Source organism: Taylorella equigenitalis ATCC 35865 (assembly GCF_000276685.1).
Classification (GTDB): Bacteria; Pseudomonadota; Gammaproteobacteria; order Burkholderiales; family Burkholderiaceae_B; genus Taylorella; species Taylorella equigenitalis.
In genome coordinates this window covers 1,409,131-1,427,314 of sequence record NC_018108.1, presented here as the reverse complement: position 1 = coordinate 1,427,314, position 18,184 = coordinate 1,409,131, and the positions used below count along the sequence as shown (strand labels likewise).

The window sequence follows — 18,184 nt, the reverse complement described above, 5'->3', positions numbered from 1 at the left end:
GTTCTTTTAATATTTTAGTATTAATTGCTAGTCTAGCTTCTGCCTGTGTCTAAGATTTTTTTTGATTATTTAAGTAAAGGTTTATTAATATTTGTAGCCAGCACGACTACTATGTTTGCGGCTCAAAGTAATATGCCTTCTTTAGACACGAGTGACCTTCTTAATATCAATAAAATCGATAAAAATAATGTCACAACTTTTACCATTAGTGATTCTGTAGTCTATAGTAAAAATAAAGATGTAGTGAAGTTGAATGGCGGAGCCCAGGTTCGAAGAACAGATTCAGTTGTTAAAGCGGATTCCATAGTTTATAACATAAAAAGTGGTGAATTACAGGCTGTAGGTGGAGTTAGATTATTAAGTGGAGGGAATTTTATTGCCACTCCGTCACTTAAATATAATGTGAATGCAAAAACTGGTGTTATGGATGAGGCGAATTTTCGTCTTAGTAATGGTGGTTCTGGAACTACTAAAAAAGCTGAACTTATCGATGAAAATCATCTTCATTTAAGCCAAACGACATACTCTTCTTGTAACTGCGAAGACAAATTTTGGCATCTTAAAGCAAAAGAAATTGATGTTTTCGACGACGAGAACAAAATTGAAGCTACTGACACCTCTTTGTATTTAGGTGATGTGCCTGTTTTTTGGTCCCCATATTTGACATTTCCCCTTAAAAAGGAAAGAACCTCAGGGTTTTTAACACCTACTATCTCATCCACTTCTAGGAGTGGGTTTGGGTTAACAGTACCATATTACTGGAACATAGCACCAAATTTAGATTTAACTCTCTATAATCAGTTTTACTATAAACGTGGGTTTCAATTAGGGTCCGAATTCAGATATCTTTACCCATCTTTTAATGGAAGTGTAGAGTTATATTTTTTACCTCGAGATTCTCTCAGAAAAGCTAATAGGTGGTTATTAGGATTTAATCACAAACATACTTTAGGAAGTTTTTTAGGGTTTGATTTCTCACTAGAAGCAAATTTTAATGCGGTTTCTGATTCTGACTATGTACGCGATTTTAGTAATCTGCAAAACTATCAAGAAACTAAAATATTTCTTCCTAAAAGTATCAGTTTAAATTTCACAAATAATAGCTCAATTAAAGGATTTTTAGCTTTTACAAAATATCAATCTTTGCACGATTTAACATCGGATGATACAGCTAAGCATATTTACTACTATAAGTATGAAAGACTACCTGAACTAAATATTAAAGGTCAATGGTACGATGTAGGCGGTTTTGATATCAGCACAGAGCTTTCTTATACGAATTTTAAATTTCAACGAAATAAAGTTTGGCCCCACCAGCCCCTAGCTCCTGATGGGTCTAGACTTTCATCTTACACTAAGATTTCATATCCTATAGAACGAGCGGGATGGTATATTAAACCGGCAATTGGATTACATATTTCCCACTATAAAACTAATTGGAAGAAGAATCTCGAGAATTCAAGAAAAAAATTTTCAGCTCAGTCGGGTAGGCAGATTGAAAGTCAGACTAGAGTATTGCCAATATACTCAATTGATGCGGGCATGATATTTGAAAGAAAATCTCATTTATTTGGAAAGCCTAAATACCAAACTTTAGAGCCTAGGCTTTACTATCTCTATATACCATACAAAGACCAATCTGACATACCTAAATATGACACTTCATTGAGTTATCTTAACTTTGCTAATGCGTTTTCAGAAAATATTTTTACTGGCGGTTGGGATAGAATAAATAATGCTAATAGTTTAACTATGGGTTTAACCTCTAGGTGGTTTGATGAAGGTTCTGGAAAAGAGCGCATGGCAGTGCAACTTGCTCAGAAATTTTATTTCACAAAGCAAAAGGTTAGTATTTCAAAAAAACAAAGACTTCATAAGTTAAAAAAATCAGAAATATTGGCTGATATTTCTGTAGCTTTGACAGATACGTTAAATGTTCAGGCTGGCTGGCAAATAGATTCGCAAAAGAAATTTTTGTCATCGCAGACATTCTTTTCTCTAAGATGGAAACCTAAACGCTTGGCAGCGTTGGCATTTACCTATAGATATCAAAAAGAACCTTATTATTATGATGAGCATGGCAAAAGTTTTATAGATGTGTATCAGCTTAAAGGAAGGGAGAGTGTGAGCATTGCCACCCAATGGCCAATCACAAAAAAAATATTTGCCGTGGGTAGATGGGACTATTCCATTAGAGAAAGCAAATCAACCCAATCTATTTTGGGGCTAGAATATAAGGATAATTGCTGCTTCTCTACCAGATTTGTGTTACAACGATATGCACTTTCCGCTTCAAAATCGAATACGGCAATCTATTTTCAGTTAGAATTAAATGGGTTAGGTTCAGCTGGGCCTGATCCGTTGGGGCTTTTAAAGTCTAGTATCCCAGGATATCAAAATATTTCTAATCCAATTCCTGAGATTTCTCCGTTTGAAAGGTACGAATAATGTCATTTACAAAAAAAATAATCACTTTATCTCTAGCTTTATCAAGTGTATTTGCAATTGCACAAAGCGATACAAAACAAGTTAAAAATCAGGTTAAACATACGCTGTCTAAAAATGCAACTGAGCAAATCCTTGCAGTGGTTAATGATGAAGTTATAACTATGGGTGACTTTGCTTCAAGACTAAATACTTTGCGCATTTCTGGCCAACATTTTTCAGATGAAGCAGTACTTCAATCTCTTATAGATGAAAAATTAATGGATACTTTCGCAAAGGAGAGAGGACTTACTGTGTCAGACCAAAGGGTAGCTCAAGCTATACAGAATATTGCTGCTCAAAATGGTTTAACTCCTGAACAAATGAAAGCTGCTTCTTCTCAATACAATATAAATTGGGATGAGTATTTAAAAAATATACGCCAGCAGATTTTGATTGAAGATTTAAAAGCCGCAATTATTCGTGATCGTATAAATATTACACCTCATGATATAGAAGCGTATTTAGCTCAAAATCCTACTGGACTACCAAAGGGGTACAAAGAGCCTGTTAAAGTTGAGCCTAGATTTGAAAAACGCCAAGTGGTAGAGCAATACTTTGTACCTAAGGCCATTTCTCTACAACATATCTATATCCGTGTTCCTGAGGGATCTTCGCCTGAGACGGTTGCTGCAGCTAAGGCTAAAGCAAATGAGGCTTTAAGTAAAATAAGAAAAGGTCAAAAATTCGCAGATGTGGCACGTCAGTATTCTGATGGTCCTGAAGCGGCAAATGGCGGAAATCTTGGTATTCGTATGAATGAGGATTGGCCAGCCCTGTTTATGAATGCTACTAAAAATGTGAGAGATGGTCGCACTTCTGGTGTATTCCAAGCAGCAAATGGCTTTCATATTCTACGAGTAGTAGAAAGAAGAGGTTTAGTAGATCAAAGAGTTAAAACAGTAAATGTTAGGCTTCCAGACCCACCGCAACCACAGCTTAGCGAAAAGGAAAAAGCTGCTATAAAAGAAGGTCCTGTTGAAGTAGAAGAATCCCATGTTCGCCATATTCTTGTTGCTATTAATCCAGTTGTTGATGAGCAAAAGGCATATGAAAAAATAGTTGATATTGCTAATCAACTTAAATCTGGTGCAGAATTTAGTGATTTAGCTGAAAAATATTCAGATGACACGTCTGCTCCATTAGGAGGAGATCTTAGCTGGATAGTGCGTGGAAGTGCGGACCCTGCTTTTGATCAGGCGGCGTTTTCATTGCCACTTAACCAAGTTAGTGAACCTATCCGTACTAAATTTGGTTGGCACATAATGGAAGTTCTTGAAAGAAGAAGCCTTGACCGTAAATCTGACATTAGAAAAGATGTAGCATATGAAATGCTTTATCAGCAGCAGTCAGAAAACATATTGGAAGATTGGATAAATCAACTACGTACTCAATCCTATATCGAAAATAGGCTTACTGGATTTAAAACAGCCCAGTAATCTATGGCACATCAAGCTAGGAAAAGATTTGGTCAGCATTTTTTGACTGACCAAAGTGTGCCCGATGAGATTGTTCGTAAATTATCGTTAAATGCCTCTGATTGTGTTGTTGAGATAGGTCCTGGCTTATCTGCATTAACTAATGTTCTACTATCTAAATTAAATCATCTATATGTGATTGAGATTGATAGAGATTTGGCTGCTAAGCTTAGAAAAACACATGATGAATCAAAACTAACTGTTATCGAATCAGATGTACTGGATGTAGATTTTTCCATATTTCCTACACCCTTAAGGATAGTTGGTAACCTTCCATATAATATATCTAGTCCTATTCTTTTTCATCTACTTAAATATGCTGATTCTGTAGTTGACCAACATTTCATGCTTCAAAAGGAAGTGGTGGACAGAATGGTTGCTAAACCTGGTAGTTCGGAGTATGGCAGGTTATCAGTTATGCTTCAAGAGCGATATAAAATGCATTCCATACTTGATGTTCCTCCTGAAGCATTTACACCACCACCTAAGGTAGATTCTGCTGTAGTCAAGATGCTCCCTCTTGCAAGTGATAGACCTAAGCCAAAGTCCTATGATGTGTTTTCAAAGGTTGTTCAACAAGCCTTCTCTCAAAGAAGAAAAATGCTTAGAGGGGTTCTAAAGTCTTACGATATCGATTGGGAATTTTTAAATATAAACGAGGCCCTAAGAGCAGAAGATTTAGGGGTTGACGACTACATTAAGTTATCCGATTTCATATTAGAGAAGAGATTGAATAAGTCTTAATTTCTCGATCCAATTCCAAATAGTTTGGCAATGTTCTTTCTACTTCCGCCCAGAATTTACTGCTATGGTTTAAGTGTTTAAGATGGGCTAGTTCATGAACTATAACGTAATCAATAAGTCTTAGAGGTAGATGTATAAGTCTCCAGTTTAGTTGAATTTCTTTTTTGCTCGTGCATCGTCCCCAAACAGAAATCGATTTGCTAAGTTTCATCTGCATAAATGAATTTTGAGTTATTTTTACGAAATAATTAGTTCTTTGATTCAAAATGTCCAAAGCCTTTATGTAAAGCCAAGATACGCATAATTCCTTAATTTTGTCGTGTTCATTTATGGCAGGAATTAGAAATTCAGTATTCATTATTTCTGGCTTTTCAAGCGAAATAATGGGAGTAATTTTGTAATCTGCACCCATAAAATGAATACGACCACCATATACCCAATCGTTTTTAGGTTTAAATATTGGTTTAAGAGCTTTGTATTTTTTTAGTAGCCAATCCTTATTTTGATTTAAGAATAAACTAATTTTCTCGTTACTTATATGTGGAGGAGTACTAAGTATTACTCCTTCTGGTGTGATTTTAAGAACTAATCTTTTTCTTGGTTTACGTACGATGTGGACAAGTATTAATTCCTCATCAAGTTCTAACTCAATTTCGTTTTGTGGGATTAAGCATAGTTGATTTTCAGACATAGTGTTCCGGATTCAATGTTCGCATCTCGTTTTCAATCCATTGCTGAACTTTTTCTAAATGCTCTTCAGAGCTGAGACCGTCACTCGGAATTAATGGCCCTATTGAAACTGTAATAGTACCAGACTTAATATTTTTTGAATCTCTCGACCAAATGTGTCCAGAGTTAATTGCAATAGGAATGGCACCTAGTTTTGAAAAGCTAGCTAAAAACGATCCGCCTTTCTTATAATGTTTGCTTGAACCGACAGGTGTTCTAGTACCTTCTGGAAATATTATTATATTTGCATTATTTTTTATCCTATCCATACCTTCAGAGAGGATAAGCTTCATAGCAGAACGTGGATTTTTTCTATCGATAGGTATATGACCAGCACATCTAAGACCCCACCCCAGGAAAGGTATATTCAGAAGCTCCTTTTTTAAAACATAGCATGTAGGGCGGTTGAAAATGGTCGGTAAAAAAAATGTTTCCCATTCAGATTGGTGCTTGGACATATAGATTGCACCTTTGTTAGGGATATTTTCCAGCCCCTTTACCTTATATTTAATGCCGTAGATGACTTTAGCTAGCCATATTGTAATTTTTGGCCAAAGCTTAATTACGGACCATTTTGTGTATAGGTCAAATGGAAAAAGTACCAGACTAAGGCTTCCAAAAATTATGGTGTTTATAGCTAAAAGTGTGTTGAAAATAGCCTTTTTCATAATTACATATCTGCAAGCAAATACTTTTCTACAAAGCTAAGCAAATTCTCGAACACAGGAACTTCATAACCTATATCATCTTGGAATTCTAAAAAAGACTCTGATGCTAGAGTTTTACTCCCATTGCCAGTTTTTACTAGAATGGGCTCAAATCCAGCAGTAGCTGATGCTTGCAGATCACGTAAGGAGTCACCAACGGCAAAATATGGATGCTCAGTTATGTCTAACTTGTACCGATTAATTATGTCTTCAAATAAACCAGGTTTGGGCTTACGACAAAGACAATCATCTTCTGGTGTATGTGGGCAAAAGAAAAATGCATCTATGTAGCCCCCCAAATCTTTTAGGATGACTTGAAGTTTTCTGTGCATTTGATGAAGTGCATGAATATCGAAATAGCCACGACCAAGACCAGATTGATTTGAAGCAACTACAACTCTATACCCAGCAAGATTTAATTTAGAAATAGCCTGTGCTGAACCGTCGATAAGTTGAAAATCATCGGCAGTCTTAATATAGTCTTCCGAATCGACATTTATAACCCCATCTCGGTCCAGAACAATTAATTTCATATCAATTCGCTAGCAACGATATATCAGCAACTAAATTCATGTGCTCATGCAATTCTTTAAGAAGTGCTAATCTATTATTTCTTATGGCAATGTCCTCGTCCATAACCATAACATCTTCAAAAAACTTATCGACTGAATCCCTAAGTGTAGAAAGCTTTAAGAATACTTCGTTGTAGTTTTTCGATGTGAATTTAGATTTGAGCTCATCCTTAATCTGCACATAAGATTCGTACAGATTTTTTTCTGCCTCTGCTTTAAATAAAGTTTTATCGATAGCTGGAAGCTGGTAATCGATTTTCTTAAGAATATTACTAATCCTTTTATTTGCAGTAGCTAGACTAGATGCTTCTGAAGTCTTAGAAAAATCTGACAATGCTTTTATACGAGGCACCACATCATTTATGTGAGTTTTATTAGTCAATACAGAGTCAACAAGCTGTTTACTGTATGTGTTGTATAACTGGTTTTTAAGCCTGTCATATATAAATAATTCAACTTCAATAGCGGTAGATTTTGGTATGTCTGAAAATAATGTTTGAGCAAAGTGCAAAATTTCTGATAGGTTTAGGGAATTTTCATTTTCTGAGCCTGACAAAGACTCTATCGCAGAAATTAAACCCAAAGCTGCTCTTCTGAGACCGTAAGGATCTCTTTCACCTGTAGGAGCTGAACCTATGCCCCAAATCCCAATAAGAGTCTCAATCCTATCAGCTAAGTACAAAGCTAAAGATGTCACTGATTTGTTTGAATATTCTCTATCAAATTTAAGTTTATATTGATCTTTAATAGCATCGTAAATTTCTTCAGGCTCGCCTTGAAGTTTGGAATAATATGACCCCATAATGCCTTGCAATTCTGGGAACTCGCCGACCATATTAGAACTTAAATCTGCTTTAGAAAGTAGAGCGGCACGTGATGCTAGACTTTCATCAGCTCCTAGTTTTGATGCTATAAATTTTGCGATTTTTTCTATTCTTTCAACTCTTTCAAATTGAGATCCAATCTTATTGTGGTATACCACAGTTTTAAGTGGTTCAAGCATCTGCTCAAATGAAAGTTTTTTATCTGTCTCGTAAAAAAATTCAGCATCAGCAAGTCTCGGCCTTACGACACGTTGATTACCTTCGATGATATTTGAAGGATTAGAAACTTTCATGTTTGAGACAATAAGAAACTTATTACTCAAAGAACCATCTGGATTAAAAAGTGGGAAATATTTTTGATTTAATCTCATAGTCAAGATTAAACACTCTGATGGGACTTGCAGGAATTTTTCCTCAAATTCTCCAACATAAATTTCTGGATATTCAACTAATGAAGTAACTTCCTCAATCAAATTATTAACTTCATCTCCAGAGCCTAGATTTAAACCTAATTCAGAAGAAATACTTTCTAATTTTGAACTTATGTAATTCATTCTTTCTGAATAGCTAGCAACTACCATGCCTTCATCTAGTAATTGATTTTCGTATGAGTCAGCAGAAGAAACTTCAAAGCTATATTTGCCCATAAACCTATGTCCATGAGTTACATTTGAAGAATTTATACCAAACGCTGATATATCGATAACCTCAGACCCATGCATGGCAACTAATCCATGAACAGGTCTTACGAATTTAACTGATGTTTTGCCATCAGCTAATTGATAACGCATAACTTTAGGGATTGGAAGACTATCGACCGCATGTTGGAATATAGCCTGCAAATCAGCTTTTAATGAGCGACCAGCATTAATGCCGGATAAATAGAGATAGTCCTGCTTTCCATCCGATTTAACTTGCAAATCGCTTACAGCAAAATTTCCCATACCCTTAGATTCTAATTTTTTTGTCAAGGCTGCAGTTGCATTTCCCTCAGAATCAAGACCAACTTTTTTGGGCATAAGTTTTTCTGTGAAAGGTTGCTCTGGACCTACATCTAAAACGTCCCTCACAAGAACGGCCAATCTTCTAGGGGTTGCAAAAACTGTGTATTTTTCGTGTGATTCAGAATCACCTTCTAAAAGATTTATCTTAACTAGTCCCTTAACGATTTCGCTAGCAAAAACTTCACTTAGATTTCGTAAAGCTTTTGGAGGAAGTTCTTCTGTAAATAATTCTATAAGTAATGATTGGTTAGACATTCATCTCTTCCTTTTTAAGCATAGGAAAACCTAGCTTTTCACGCGAATCGTAATAGCATTGAGCAACAAGTTTAGATAAGTTTCTAATTCTACCTATATAGGCAGCCCGCTCGGTAATACTGATAGCACCTCGTGCATCCAATAAATTAAATGTGTGGGCGGCTTTTAGTACCTGCTCATAGGCTGGCAATGCCAATGGGTTCTCCAAATTAACTAAAGCTTGAGCCTGAGACTCATAATCTTTGAAATGCTTGAAGAGGGTTGGAACATCTGCGTATTCAAAATTGTAAGTAGATTGCTCAACTTCATTTTGATGAAAAATGTCACGATAATAAACGGGTTCCCCGTTTCGATTATAGGTCCATACTAAATCGTAAACACTTTGAACGTCCTGCAAATACATAGCGATACGTTCTAAGCCATATGTGATTTCACCAGTGGTGGCTTGACAGTCGAGACCACCCACTTGTTGGAAATACGTAAACTGAGTAACCTCCATACCATTTAGCCAAACTTCCCAGCCTAACCCCCAAGCTCCAAGAGTTGGATTTTCCCAGTCATCCTCAACAAATCTAATATCGTGTTCTAAGGGTTCTATACCAATAGCCTTAAGAGATCCTATGTAAAGTTCAAGGATTTCAGGCGGAGCAGGTTTTAAAACAACTTGATACTGATAATAGTGCTGAAGACGATTTGGATTCTCTCCATAACGCCCATCTTTAGGTCGGCGCGAAGGTTGCACATAGGCAGCATTCCACGGCTCAGGACCAATGGCCCTAAGCAATGTAGCCGTATGCGAAGTTCCTGCACCAACTTCAAGATCAATCGGTTGTAGAAGTGTGCACCCATGGTCGCTCCAATATGATTGAAGCGTAAGAATTAATTGCTGAAAAGTTAGCATAAATATATATGTATATTAAACGTTACGTTTTTTCTCATGCATAGAAGCTTTTTTAATTGCCTCTCTAACACCTTTTGCGTAATCTGGATGGCAACGCTCACAATTTGCTATATGCCTTTCTTTGATAAAGTCAGGAGCATCACCTAAGTTGCCCGCAGTATTATCAAATAAAGCTTGTTTTTGCTCATCGTTCATAAGTTCAAAAAGTGCACGTGGTTGACTAAAGTAGTCATCATCATCCTCACGGTAATTCCAGTGAGCTGCATCGCCATTAATTTTCAATGGGGGTTCTTGGTATTCTATTTGTTCCTGCCATTGATTAAAGCTATTAGGTTCATAATGTGGCAATGACCCAAAATTATCATCTACACGAATAGCTCCGTCTCTGTGATTGCTCATAATCGGGCATCTTGGTTTATTAACTGGAATTTGATGGTAATTTACACCCAATCTATATCTTTGTGCATCAGAGTAATTAAAAAGTCTAGCTTGCAACATACGGTCAGGAGATGCACCGATACCAGGAACTAGATTACTAGGAGCAAATGCAGCTTGCTCTACATCTAAATAGTAATTTTCTGGATTACGATTAAGTTCAAATTCACCAACTTCGATAAGTGGATAGTCACCTTTTGGCCAAACCTTAGTTAAGTCAAATGGATGATATGGAACTTCTTCAGCCTCTTTTTCAGGCATAATCTGTACATACATAGTCCATTTAGGATAATCACCTTTATCTATAGCATTGTATAAATCTCTTTGGTGGCTCTCACGGTCTTTACCAATGAGTTTTTCAGCTTCATCATCAGTTAAGTTTTCGATACCTTGTTGGGTTCTCATATGGAACTTAACCCAGAATCTTTCTTTTTTGTCGTTTATAAAGCTATAAGTATGAGATCCAAATCCATGCATGTGTCTATATGACTTAGGAATGCCACGGTCTGACATCAATATAGTTACTTGGTGGAATGCTTCTGGCAATAATGTCCAAAAATCCCAATTGTAAGCAGGACTTCTTAAATTTGTGTGTGGGTCGCGTTTTACAGCTTTATTTAAATCTGGAAATTTACGAGGGTCTCTAAAAAAGAAGACAGGAGTGTTATTTCCTACTAAGTCCCAGTTTCCTTCCTCAGTATAGAATTTCATAGAAAATCCACGTATATCACGCTCAGCATCTGCAGCTCCCCGCTCACCAGCTACAGTAGAAAAACGAACAAATATATCAGTTTTTTTGCCTACTTCGCTGAATAATTTCGCACAGGTATATTTAGTGATATCGTTAGTTACTGTAAAAACACCATGAGCTCCAGAACCTTTAGCATGCATACGGCGCTCTGGAATAACTTCACGGACAAAATTGGCTAATTTCTCATGCAACCAAATATCTTCAGAAAGCAAAGGTCCCCTAGCTCCTGCACTTTTACTATCTTGATTGTTAGGAACTGGTATGCCAAATTGGGTAGTTAATTTAGTAACAGGGCATTCTTTAAGATAAGGGTGTTTTTCAGAAGGGAATTTTTCAGGAAATTCCATTTTTTCATTATTTTTTTTCTTAGCCATGTTTCCTCCTTTAGTTTCATGGGTTTATTAAATTTTATCATTTTGGTCAAATAGTTTATAAAACCTTTAGGTACTGATAAAATTGCCCTTGAAGCAAGCTGGACAATCGTGGGAGTTTTCCCGAGGAAAGTCCGGACTCCACAGGGTAAAATAGCGGCTAACGGCCGTCCACCGTGAGGTGAGGAATAGGGCCACAGAGACGAGGCTAGGGTGTGGGCAGTTATGCTGCACTGGTACGGCCACTTCCGTATTGCGTCTTTTGGACAGCATTCTAGAGTGAAACGCGGTAACCTCTATTTGGAGCAACTCCAAGAAGCATGCATTAAGGGCTACCCGTCCGAGTATGCGGGTAGGAGGCTTGAATTAATTAGTAATAATTAATCTAGATGAATGATTGTCGACTTTGTCTACAGAATCCGGCTTATAGGCTTGCTTCATTTTTACTACATTTAAGTTCTAAAAAAATCTTTCTCACTCTCTAACTTTCTACAAACTAGATTAATTAAATCTTGTAACCCATTGATTTACCTGGCTGTCTTAATTTAATTTATTTAAAGCAATTATAAGTCATTAATTTTTAATGAAATTCCCTGTTTCTAATGTTGAAAATACTCTCAAAATATATTAAAGTGGGAATAAGTAGGAAATTGTGTCAAAAAGTGGGACAAAAGTGATTTTTCAAGGTAACAGTGCTTTATCGCTAGATAACAAGGGAAGGATGACCATTCCAGCCCGTTATCGTGATGTATTAAGCACGGATTTCCGAGGAGAACTTACCATTACTCGAAACCTTGATGGTGGTTTGCTGATTTACCCCAGGTCAGAATGGGAATCCAAAAGAAAAGTCATTATGAACCTACCTTCATCGCATCGTAATTTGCAGAGGCTTTTATTGGGTAATGCACAGGATGTAGCGATTGATGGGTCAGGGCGAGTTTTAATTGCTCCGGAGCTGCGTGACGTTGCGGACATAGTTAAAGAAGTCGTCCTGGTTGGCATGGGCGGCCATTTTGAGCTGTGGGATGCAGAGAAATTTGCTAAGCAGCAAGAAGCGGACATTGAGGCTATTGACTTGAGTGCTCTAGGTAACTTTGTCTTGTGATGGAATTCAAACACGTAAGTGTACTTTTATATGAAACTATAAACGCCCTTGTGCATCCAGAGTTTCATGTAAAAAGGAACCAATTTCGTGAATGCCTCACAGGAAAATTTACAAAGAGTGGATTGTATGTCGATGGTACTTTTGGACGAGGCGGTCACAGTCGTTATCTTTTAAGTTTATTGGATAAGAATTCAAAACTAGTTGTTTTCGATAAGGATCCAATGGCAATTGAGGCGGCTGAAAGTTTAAAAAAAGAAGATGGTCGTGTGTTGGTAGTACATGGAGCATTTTCAACTATGTCTGATGTCTTAAGTGATTTGGGGATTACTAAGGTTGATGGCATAACAATGGATTTAGGGATTTCATCCCCCCAAATTGATGATGGAACTCGTGGGTTTTCATTTATGAGGGATGGTCCTTTGGATATGCGTATGGATAATTCCAAGGGATTAACTGCTGCTGAATGGCTTGCGAGTGCTGATGTTGAACTTATAGCAAAGGTGATTAAGGAATATGGCGAAGAACGGTTTGCTTTCCAGATTGCAAAGGCGATTGCAAGTCGCCGCGAACACAACCCAATACGCACCACGCACGAATTGGCCGAGCTCATCGCAGCCAACGTCAGGACTCGTGAAAAAGGGCAGCACCCGGCAACAAGGACCTTTCAAGCTATACGGATTTACATCAATGAGGAACTTGAAGAGTTATCACGCAGCCTCACGTCAGCTATAGAGCTATTAAAGGTAGGTGGACGCTTATCAGTTATAAGCTTTCACTCGCTTGAGGACAGGATTGTGAAGCAGTTTATCGCTAAGGAATCGAATCCTGCCTCTGAGTTTGCTAGATTACCCATAAGGGAGGTCGATATGCCTAAGGGTAATCTTAAGAGTTTAGGAAAGCTCACTGCTACTGAAGATGAGATTCTTAAGAATCCTAGATCTCGGTCAGCTATTTTGAGAGTGGCTGAAAGAATAGAAGGCCAAAGATGAGAGTAGTAATTTTTATTCTTTTGCTGGTGAGTTTTTTTATATACAGTGCCATGCAGCTCGTAATTGTTCGATATGAGCAAAGGCTTGTATATAACGATATTGTGCGTGTGCAAAATGCACAGCAAAAATTAAATGAGGTTTGGAGTTATCTACAACTAGAAAGGGCTAACTTGTCTTCTACGATTAATGTAGATAAACAGATAAAAGAAAAGTTAGACCTTAAGAATCCTGAATTAGGTGAAATTATTTATATAAATTTACCTGATTCTAATAAGTCTGCTGATGAACCTAAACAATAGAGGTTAAATTGAAATTGTTTTCTAAGAAAAATGGTCATAATAGGAGAGCGAGCCATAATGTAGTTCGTTCATATGATGTTTGTCGCGGAAAGAAAACTCTTTTCAATAGGACAAATATACTATTTATTTTTATGGTAGGCGGTTTTGCAATTGTTGGTGGAAGGGCTTTATATCAGCAAACTTGGAATAATGATTTTTTACGTCAAGAAGGTGATAGTCGTTATGAAGCTCGCTTTCCTTTGAAAGCAGAACGAGGAAGAATTACAGACCGTAATGGAGAATTTTTAGCAACCAGTGTTCCTGCAAGTAGCATTTGGGTTGTTCCTGAACAATTGCTAGTTGCTCCTGCAGAAAAAATATCTGAACTTACTAAAGCATTAAATCTGAACGAAAAAGAGCTTATTGCCAAACTAAATAAACATAAAAACCGTCATTTTTTGTTTTTAAGAAGGCAGGTTGATTTACAAGTTTCCGAAGCTGTTCGTACCCTAAAAATTAAGGGCGTGAATATTGACTCAGAAAGTAAGCGTTATTATCCGCAAGGCTCATTAATGGCTCATGTTGTCGGATTTACTAATATCGAGGATAATGGCATAGAGGGTCTTGAGCGTCAATTTAATAAAAAACTTGAAGGGCAGGACGGTTCTCGCGTAGTAATTAGAAATAGACTAGGTGAGGTTATTGAGGACGTAAATTCTACTGATAGCTTACCTGCAAAACATGGTGAAAATATCGATTTAACTATCGATACTCGAGTCCAATATATTGCCGCTACTGCACTTCAAAAAGCAATAAAAAAACATAACGCAGAATCGGGTGCAGCTATAGTTGCAGATATTGACACTGGTGAGATATTGGCAATGATAAGTATCCCAACCTATGACCCTAATGACAAAAAAGCACGTAAAGGGTCTGCACTTAGAAATAGAGTTGTAACTGACATTTTCGAGCCAGGTTCTATTATTAAACCATTTGTGGTTGGATTGGCACTTGATGCGAAAGTGGCTACCAAAAAAACCATCTTTCCTACAGGAAATGGCACATGGAAGTATCATGGAGCGACCATTACAGACGTTTCAAAAAGAAATGGTAATCTCGATTTGACAGGTCTTTTACGCAGATCTAGTAATATTGGGATGGCAATGCTCTCTGATAAACTCAACGCAGAGCAGATGTGGACTGTATTTACAGCACTTGGGTTTGGACAGTCACCGTCTATATCATTTCCTGGGGTGTCGTCTGGTCGTGTGAGACCTTGGAAAACTTGGAAGCCCATCGAAAAAGCAACTATGTCATATGGATACGGTCTATCTGTTTCCTTAGTGCAAATTGCACAAGCATATACTGCATTTGCAAGAGATGGAGACATGGTGCCATTAAGCCTAATCAAGAATTCAAACAATAAACACTCGGTACAAGTATATTCTCCCCAAGTTGCACGTGATGTAAGGCATATGCTTGAGGAGGCTTCAGGTTCTCAAGGTACGAAAATTCAATCCCAAGTTAATGGGTACCGAATTGGTGGAAAATCTGGTACTGCAAGACAGATTGTAAAAGGTAGATATTCGACTGACCTTCATAGGGGGTCGTACGTAAGCATTGCCCCGATATCTAATCCTAAAATCGTAGTTGCTGTGACCATTGATAAGCCGAAAAAAGAAGGTTATTACGGTACAGTAACTGCAGGTCCAGTAAATGCAGAAATTACCGAAAATACGCTTAGATATTTAGGTATACCGCCAGATGCTATTTTGAATAATCTTGAAGCCAAAAAAACCAAGTCTCCGAATCAAGGATAATAAATGTATGAAATTTTGAATTGGCTTAAGCAGCATGTAGATTTAGATGCTCACTTGAGACTTGATAGCAGAGACATCCAAAAAGGGGATGTCTTTGTCGCTTGTAAAGGGCATAAAGGAGACGGGAAAGAGTTTTTAACAGATGCCATAGAAAACGGTGCCTCTGCAATCCTTATTGAAGATAATTTAGATATTGTTGTTTTACAAACGCCAGTATTAGTAGTTAAAAACCTTCGTCAAAAGTTAGGGGAGCTTGCAGATGCCTGGTATGGTAGTCCATCAAGCAAGATAGCGGTTATTGCTCTAACAGGAACTAATGGTAAAACATCATGTGCTCATTGGATTTCAAAGGCACTGAATTCCATAAATATACCGTGTGCGACTATTGGAACTTTGGGTACGATATTGCCTTCAGGAGAAAACCTTGGGGGTAGCCTAACAACTCCAGATGTTTTAAGTGTACATAGGATTTTAGCTACTCTTGTTGCACGTGGAATTGAAATTGTGACGATTGAGGCCTCATCTATAGGTATAGAGCAAGGACGTTTAGATTCAGTTCAAATTAAGATAGCGGGATTTACAAATCTTACTTTAGATCATCTAGACTATCATAAATCGATGCAAGAATACGAAGAAGCCAAGACTTCCTTGTTTTTGCGAGATGGTTTAGAGTGTGCAATTTTTAACCTTGATGATATGGCTGGGGTTCGTATGTACGAAAAAAGTAAAGCTAGTCGTAATCTTGGTTACAGTATATTATCCAACTCAAAAGCTGTCATAACTGCATCAGAACTTGAATTTCACGATTATGGACTATCTTTCAATATACAGTTGCCTGAGGGTAAGTCGCAAGTTATAACTAGACTTGCTGGTCGTCACAATATTTATAATCTCCTTTTAGTAGCAGGTGTTCTAAGTCACTTAAATGTAAGTGTAGAAAAAATAGTAGAAATTATAGCCACAATAAGACCTGTTCCTGGTCGCCTTGAACTTATAGATATTCAACCGTTTTCAAGTTCTAGACTTATAAATTTACCTCATGTATATGTTGATTATTCACATACTCCAGATGCATTGGCAAATGCGATAAAAGCTCTTGAAGTCGTAAAAAATATTAGAGGCGGAAAGATGGCATGTGTATTTGGCTGTGGAGGAGATAGAGACAAAACTAAAAGACCTGTAATGGCCAAAGTAGCTTCTGAGTGTGCAGATGATATTTATATAACTAGCGATAATCCAAGAACTGAAAATGCTAGTGATATCTTAAATGACATACTGAAAGGGGCAAAAAAATACTCATTCTCACATATTGATAGAGCATACACAATTCTTCATGCAATACTAAATGCTTCGAAAAATGACACCATACTTATTGCTGGCAAAGGGCATGAGGATTATCAAGAAATAAATGGTGTTAAGCATCACTTTGATGATTCTCATTGGGCTGGGATTGGCTTGATGCTTAGGGCGGGTTATAAAATCAATACGGATAGTAGAACTCTAAAATCTGACGAGATTTTCTTGGCAATAAAGGGAGAGAATTTTGATGGGCATGATTTTCTAGAAACTATTGATTGCATAGGGGCAATAGTAAGCAAACCCAATCCAAAAGCTAAAGTTAGACAATTTATAGTAGACGATACCACTTTGGCAATGGGTACTATTGCTAAAGCATGGCGATCTCAATTCGATATACCTGTTATTGCAGTGTGTGGATCGAATGGAAAAACCACGTGCAAGGAAATGATAGCCTCTATATTAAAGTCTTATGCTGGAGATGGAGCCTATTTCGCTACTAGAGGTAATCTTAATAATCATATTGGCGTTCCAAAAAGTCTTCTAAGTCTTACAGATAATCATAGAATTGCAGTATTTGAACTTGGAATGAATCATCCAGGTGAAATAGAGTATCTCTCAGGGTTAGCAAAACCTACAATTGCAGTAGTTACAAATGCACAGCGTGAGCATCAAGAGTTTATGAAAAGTGTTGAAGCGGTAGCCAGGGAAAATGGCAGTGTTTTCCAGTCTTTAGATGCTGATGGTGTAGCTATTTACCCGAGAAGTTCACCGTATTCCTATATATGGGATGAGCAGTCTAGACACTGTAAATCTATTACATTTGGAGAAGCTGGGTCAGTTAATGCCACTAATATCTCATATGACTCTGAGGGATCTAGTTTCACTGTCGATGTAGAGAGTGAAAAATTAAATATTCACTTATCAATTTTAGGTGATCATAATATCCAAAATGCACTTGCAGCTATAGCCACTACTTTAAGTGCAGGTATAGATAAAAAATATATTGAATCAGGCTTGGCTGAATTTAAAGCAGTCAAGGGTCGATTGCAGAAACATATATTGAAAGACGGCACCGTAATTCTAGACGATACATATAATGCAAATCCTGACTCAGTTATAGCAGCTATTGATATCCTTAAAACCTTAGCTACTCCACGTACATTGGTATTGGGTGATATGGGGGAAGTTGGTGTTGATGGTGTGCAAATGCATGAAGAAATAGGGGCCTACGCAAGGGAAAATGGTATAGATAATCTTTTAACATTGGGCGAGCTAACTAAATTCGCACAAGAAAAATTTGGCGATAACACACACTTTAATAGTCATGATGAACTTGCTAAATTTTTAATTTCACTACATTCAAAATCAATCATCATCAAGGGCTCTAGATTTATGAAAATGGAAAAAGTTCTTGAGGCTCTTACTAAGGATTAAAGTT

At 37.2% G+C, this 18,184-nt stretch carries 14 protein-coding genes and 1 other RNA gene; 9 read left to right on the top strand and 6 right to left on the bottom strand.

Annotated features, from left to right (window positions below; genetic code table 11):
- Window positions 1–45 precede the first annotated feature (45 nt).
- Genes KUI_RS06555 through rsmA form a run of 3 tightly spaced genes read left to right on the top strand, consistent with a single transcriptional unit; the run spans window position 46 to window position 4,706 of the window.
- Complete coding sequence (locus tag KUI_RS06555) at window positions 46–2,448, top strand: LPS-assembly protein LptD (protein WP_014840572.1); 2,403 nt, start codon at window positions 46–48, stop codon at window positions 2,446–2,448.
- Window positions 2,448–3,923, top strand: a complete 1,476-nt coding sequence (locus KUI_RS06550; protein ID WP_013521507.1) for a peptidylprolyl isomerase — start codon at window positions 2,448–2,450, stop codon at window positions 3,921–3,923. Before KUI_RS06555 ends, KUI_RS06550 begins: the two co-directional genes overlap by 1 nt.
- 3 nt (window positions 3,924–3,926) lie before the next feature.
- The gene (rsmA, locus tag KUI_RS06545) at window positions 3,927–4,706 is read left to right on the top strand and encodes a 16S rRNA (adenine(1518)-N(6)/adenine(1519)-N(6))-dimethyltransferase RsmA (protein ID WP_014840571.1); all 780 of its coding nucleotides are present in this window, start codon (window positions 3,927–3,929) and stop codon (window positions 4,704–4,706) included.
- Here rsmA and KUI_RS06540 read toward each other — a convergent pair.
- From KUI_RS06540 to KUI_RS06515, 6 genes are read right to left on the bottom strand one after another with little or no spacing between them, the layout of a single operon-like run.
- The gene (locus KUI_RS06540) at window positions 4,675–5,397 is read right to left on the bottom strand and encodes a M48 family metallopeptidase (RefSeq protein ID WP_013521505.1); all 723 of its coding nucleotides are present in this window, start codon (window positions 5,395–5,397) and stop codon (window positions 4,675–4,677) included. The two genes, rsmA and KUI_RS06540, sit on opposite strands and share 32 nt — an antisense overlap.
- Window positions 5,390–6,103 carry a lysophospholipid acyltransferase family protein gene (locus tag KUI_RS06535; RefSeq protein WP_013521504.1) on the bottom strand — a complete coding sequence of 238 codons (714 nt, stop codon included), beginning with the start codon at window positions 6,101–6,103 and terminating at the stop codon, window positions 5,390–5,392. Before KUI_RS06535 ends, KUI_RS06540 begins: the two co-directional genes overlap by 8 nt.
- A gap of 2 nt (window positions 6,104–6,105) precedes the next feature.
- Window positions 6,106–6,675, bottom strand: coding sequence for a D-glycero-beta-D-manno-heptose 1,7-bisphosphate 7-phosphatase (gmhB, locus tag KUI_RS06530; protein ID WP_013521503.1), 570 nt, complete (start codon window positions 6,673–6,675; stop codon window positions 6,106–6,108).
- A gap of 1 nt (window position 6,676) precedes the next feature.
- Entirely contained in the window at window positions 6,677–8,797 is a 2,121-nt protein-coding gene (gene glyS, locus KUI_RS06525) for a glycine--tRNA ligase subunit beta (protein WP_014840570.1), read from the bottom strand.
- Window positions 8,790–9,698 (bottom strand): glycine--tRNA ligase subunit alpha, encoded by a 909-nt coding sequence (gene glyQ / locus KUI_RS06520; RefSeq protein WP_013521501.1) that lies wholly within the window; start codon window positions 9,696–9,698, stop codon window positions 8,790–8,792. The genes glyS and glyQ overlap by 8 nt, the downstream gene beginning before the upstream one ends.
- A gap of 15 nt (window positions 9,699–9,713) precedes the next feature.
- The gene (locus KUI_RS06515; RefSeq protein WP_013521500.1) at window positions 9,714–11,258 is read right to left on the bottom strand and encodes a catalase; all 1,545 of its coding nucleotides are present in this window, start codon (window positions 11,256–11,258) and stop codon (window positions 9,714–9,716) included.
- A 90-nt stretch (window positions 11,259–11,348) separates the two neighbouring features.
- On the opposite strand from KUI_RS06515, the gene rnpB reads away from it, so the two are divergent.
- The 6 genes from rnpB to murF all read left to right on the top strand — a co-directional run bounded on the left by rnpB (window position 11,349) and on the right by murF (window position 18,180).
- Window positions 11,349–11,698, top strand: an RNA gene (gene rnpB / locus KUI_RS08080) — RNase P RNA component class A.
- Between the two features lie 233 nt (window positions 11,699–11,931).
- Entirely contained in the window at window positions 11,932–12,360 is a 429-nt protein-coding gene (mraZ, locus tag KUI_RS06510) for a division/cell wall cluster transcriptional repressor MraZ (protein WP_044954053.1), read from the top strand.
- Window positions 12,360–13,349 (top strand): 16S rRNA (cytosine(1402)-N(4))-methyltransferase RsmH, encoded by a 990-nt coding sequence (gene rsmH / locus KUI_RS06505; protein ID WP_014840568.1) that lies wholly within the window; start codon window positions 12,360–12,362, stop codon window positions 13,347–13,349. Before mraZ ends, rsmH begins: the two co-directional genes overlap by 1 nt.
- Entirely contained in the window at window positions 13,346–13,648 is a 303-nt protein-coding gene (gene ftsL / locus KUI_RS06500) for a cell division protein FtsL (RefSeq protein WP_013521496.1), read from the top strand. The genes rsmH and ftsL overlap by 4 nt, the downstream gene beginning before the upstream one ends.
- An 8-nt stretch (window positions 13,649–13,656) precedes the next feature.
- Window positions 13,657–15,447, top strand: coding sequence for a peptidoglycan D,D-transpeptidase FtsI family protein (locus KUI_RS06495; RefSeq protein ID WP_014840567.1), 1,791 nt, complete (start codon window positions 13,657–13,659; stop codon window positions 15,445–15,447).
- Between the two features lie 3 nt (window positions 15,448–15,450).
- On the top strand, window positions 15,451–18,180 hold the full coding sequence (gene murF / locus KUI_RS06490) for a bifunctional UDP-N-acetylmuramoyl-L-alanyl-D-glutamate--2,6-diaminopimelate ligase MurE/UDP-N-acetylmuramoyl-tripeptide--D-alanyl-D-alanine ligase MurF (protein WP_014840566.1): 2,730 nt from the start codon (window positions 15,451–15,453) through the stop codon (window positions 18,178–18,180).
- The last annotated feature ends 4 nt before the right edge of the window (window positions 18,181–18,184 follow it).

Coding starts and splice junctions, on each gene's coding strand:
- KUI_RS06535 (WP_013521504.1), bottom strand. CDS start 6,103: ATGAAAAAGGCTATTTTCAACACACTTTTAGCTATAAACACCATAATT.
- gmhB (WP_013521503.1), bottom strand. CDS start 6,675: ATGAAATTAATTGTTCTGGACCGAGATGGGGTTATAAATGTCGATTCG.
- rsmH (WP_014840568.1), top strand. CDS start 12,360: ATGGAATTCAAACACGTAAGTGTACTTTTATATGAAACTATAAACGCC.
- glyS (WP_014840570.1), bottom strand. CDS start 8,797: ATGTCTAACCAATCATTACTTATAGAATTATTTACAGAAGAACTTCCT.
- KUI_RS06540 (WP_013521505.1), bottom strand. CDS start 5,397: ATGTCTGAAAATCAACTATGCTTAATCCCACAAAACGAAATTGAGTTA.
- rsmA (WP_014840571.1), top strand. CDS start 3,927: ATGGCACATCAAGCTAGGAAAAGATTTGGTCAGCATTTTTTGACTGAC.
- glyQ (WP_013521501.1), bottom strand. CDS start 9,698: ATGCTAACTTTTCAGCAATTAATTCTTACGCTTCAATCATATTGGAGC.
- KUI_RS06550 (WP_013521507.1), top strand. CDS start 2,448: ATGTCATTTACAAAAAAAATAATCACTTTATCTCTAGCTTTATCAAGT.
- murF (WP_014840566.1), top strand. CDS start 15,451: ATGTATGAAATTTTGAATTGGCTTAAGCAGCATGTAGATTTAGATGCT.
- ftsL (WP_013521496.1), top strand. CDS start 13,346: ATGAGAGTAGTAATTTTTATTCTTTTGCTGGTGAGTTTTTTTATATAC.
- KUI_RS06515 (WP_013521500.1), bottom strand. CDS start 11,258: ATGGCTAAGAAAAAAAATAATGAAAAAATGGAATTTCCTGAAAAATTC.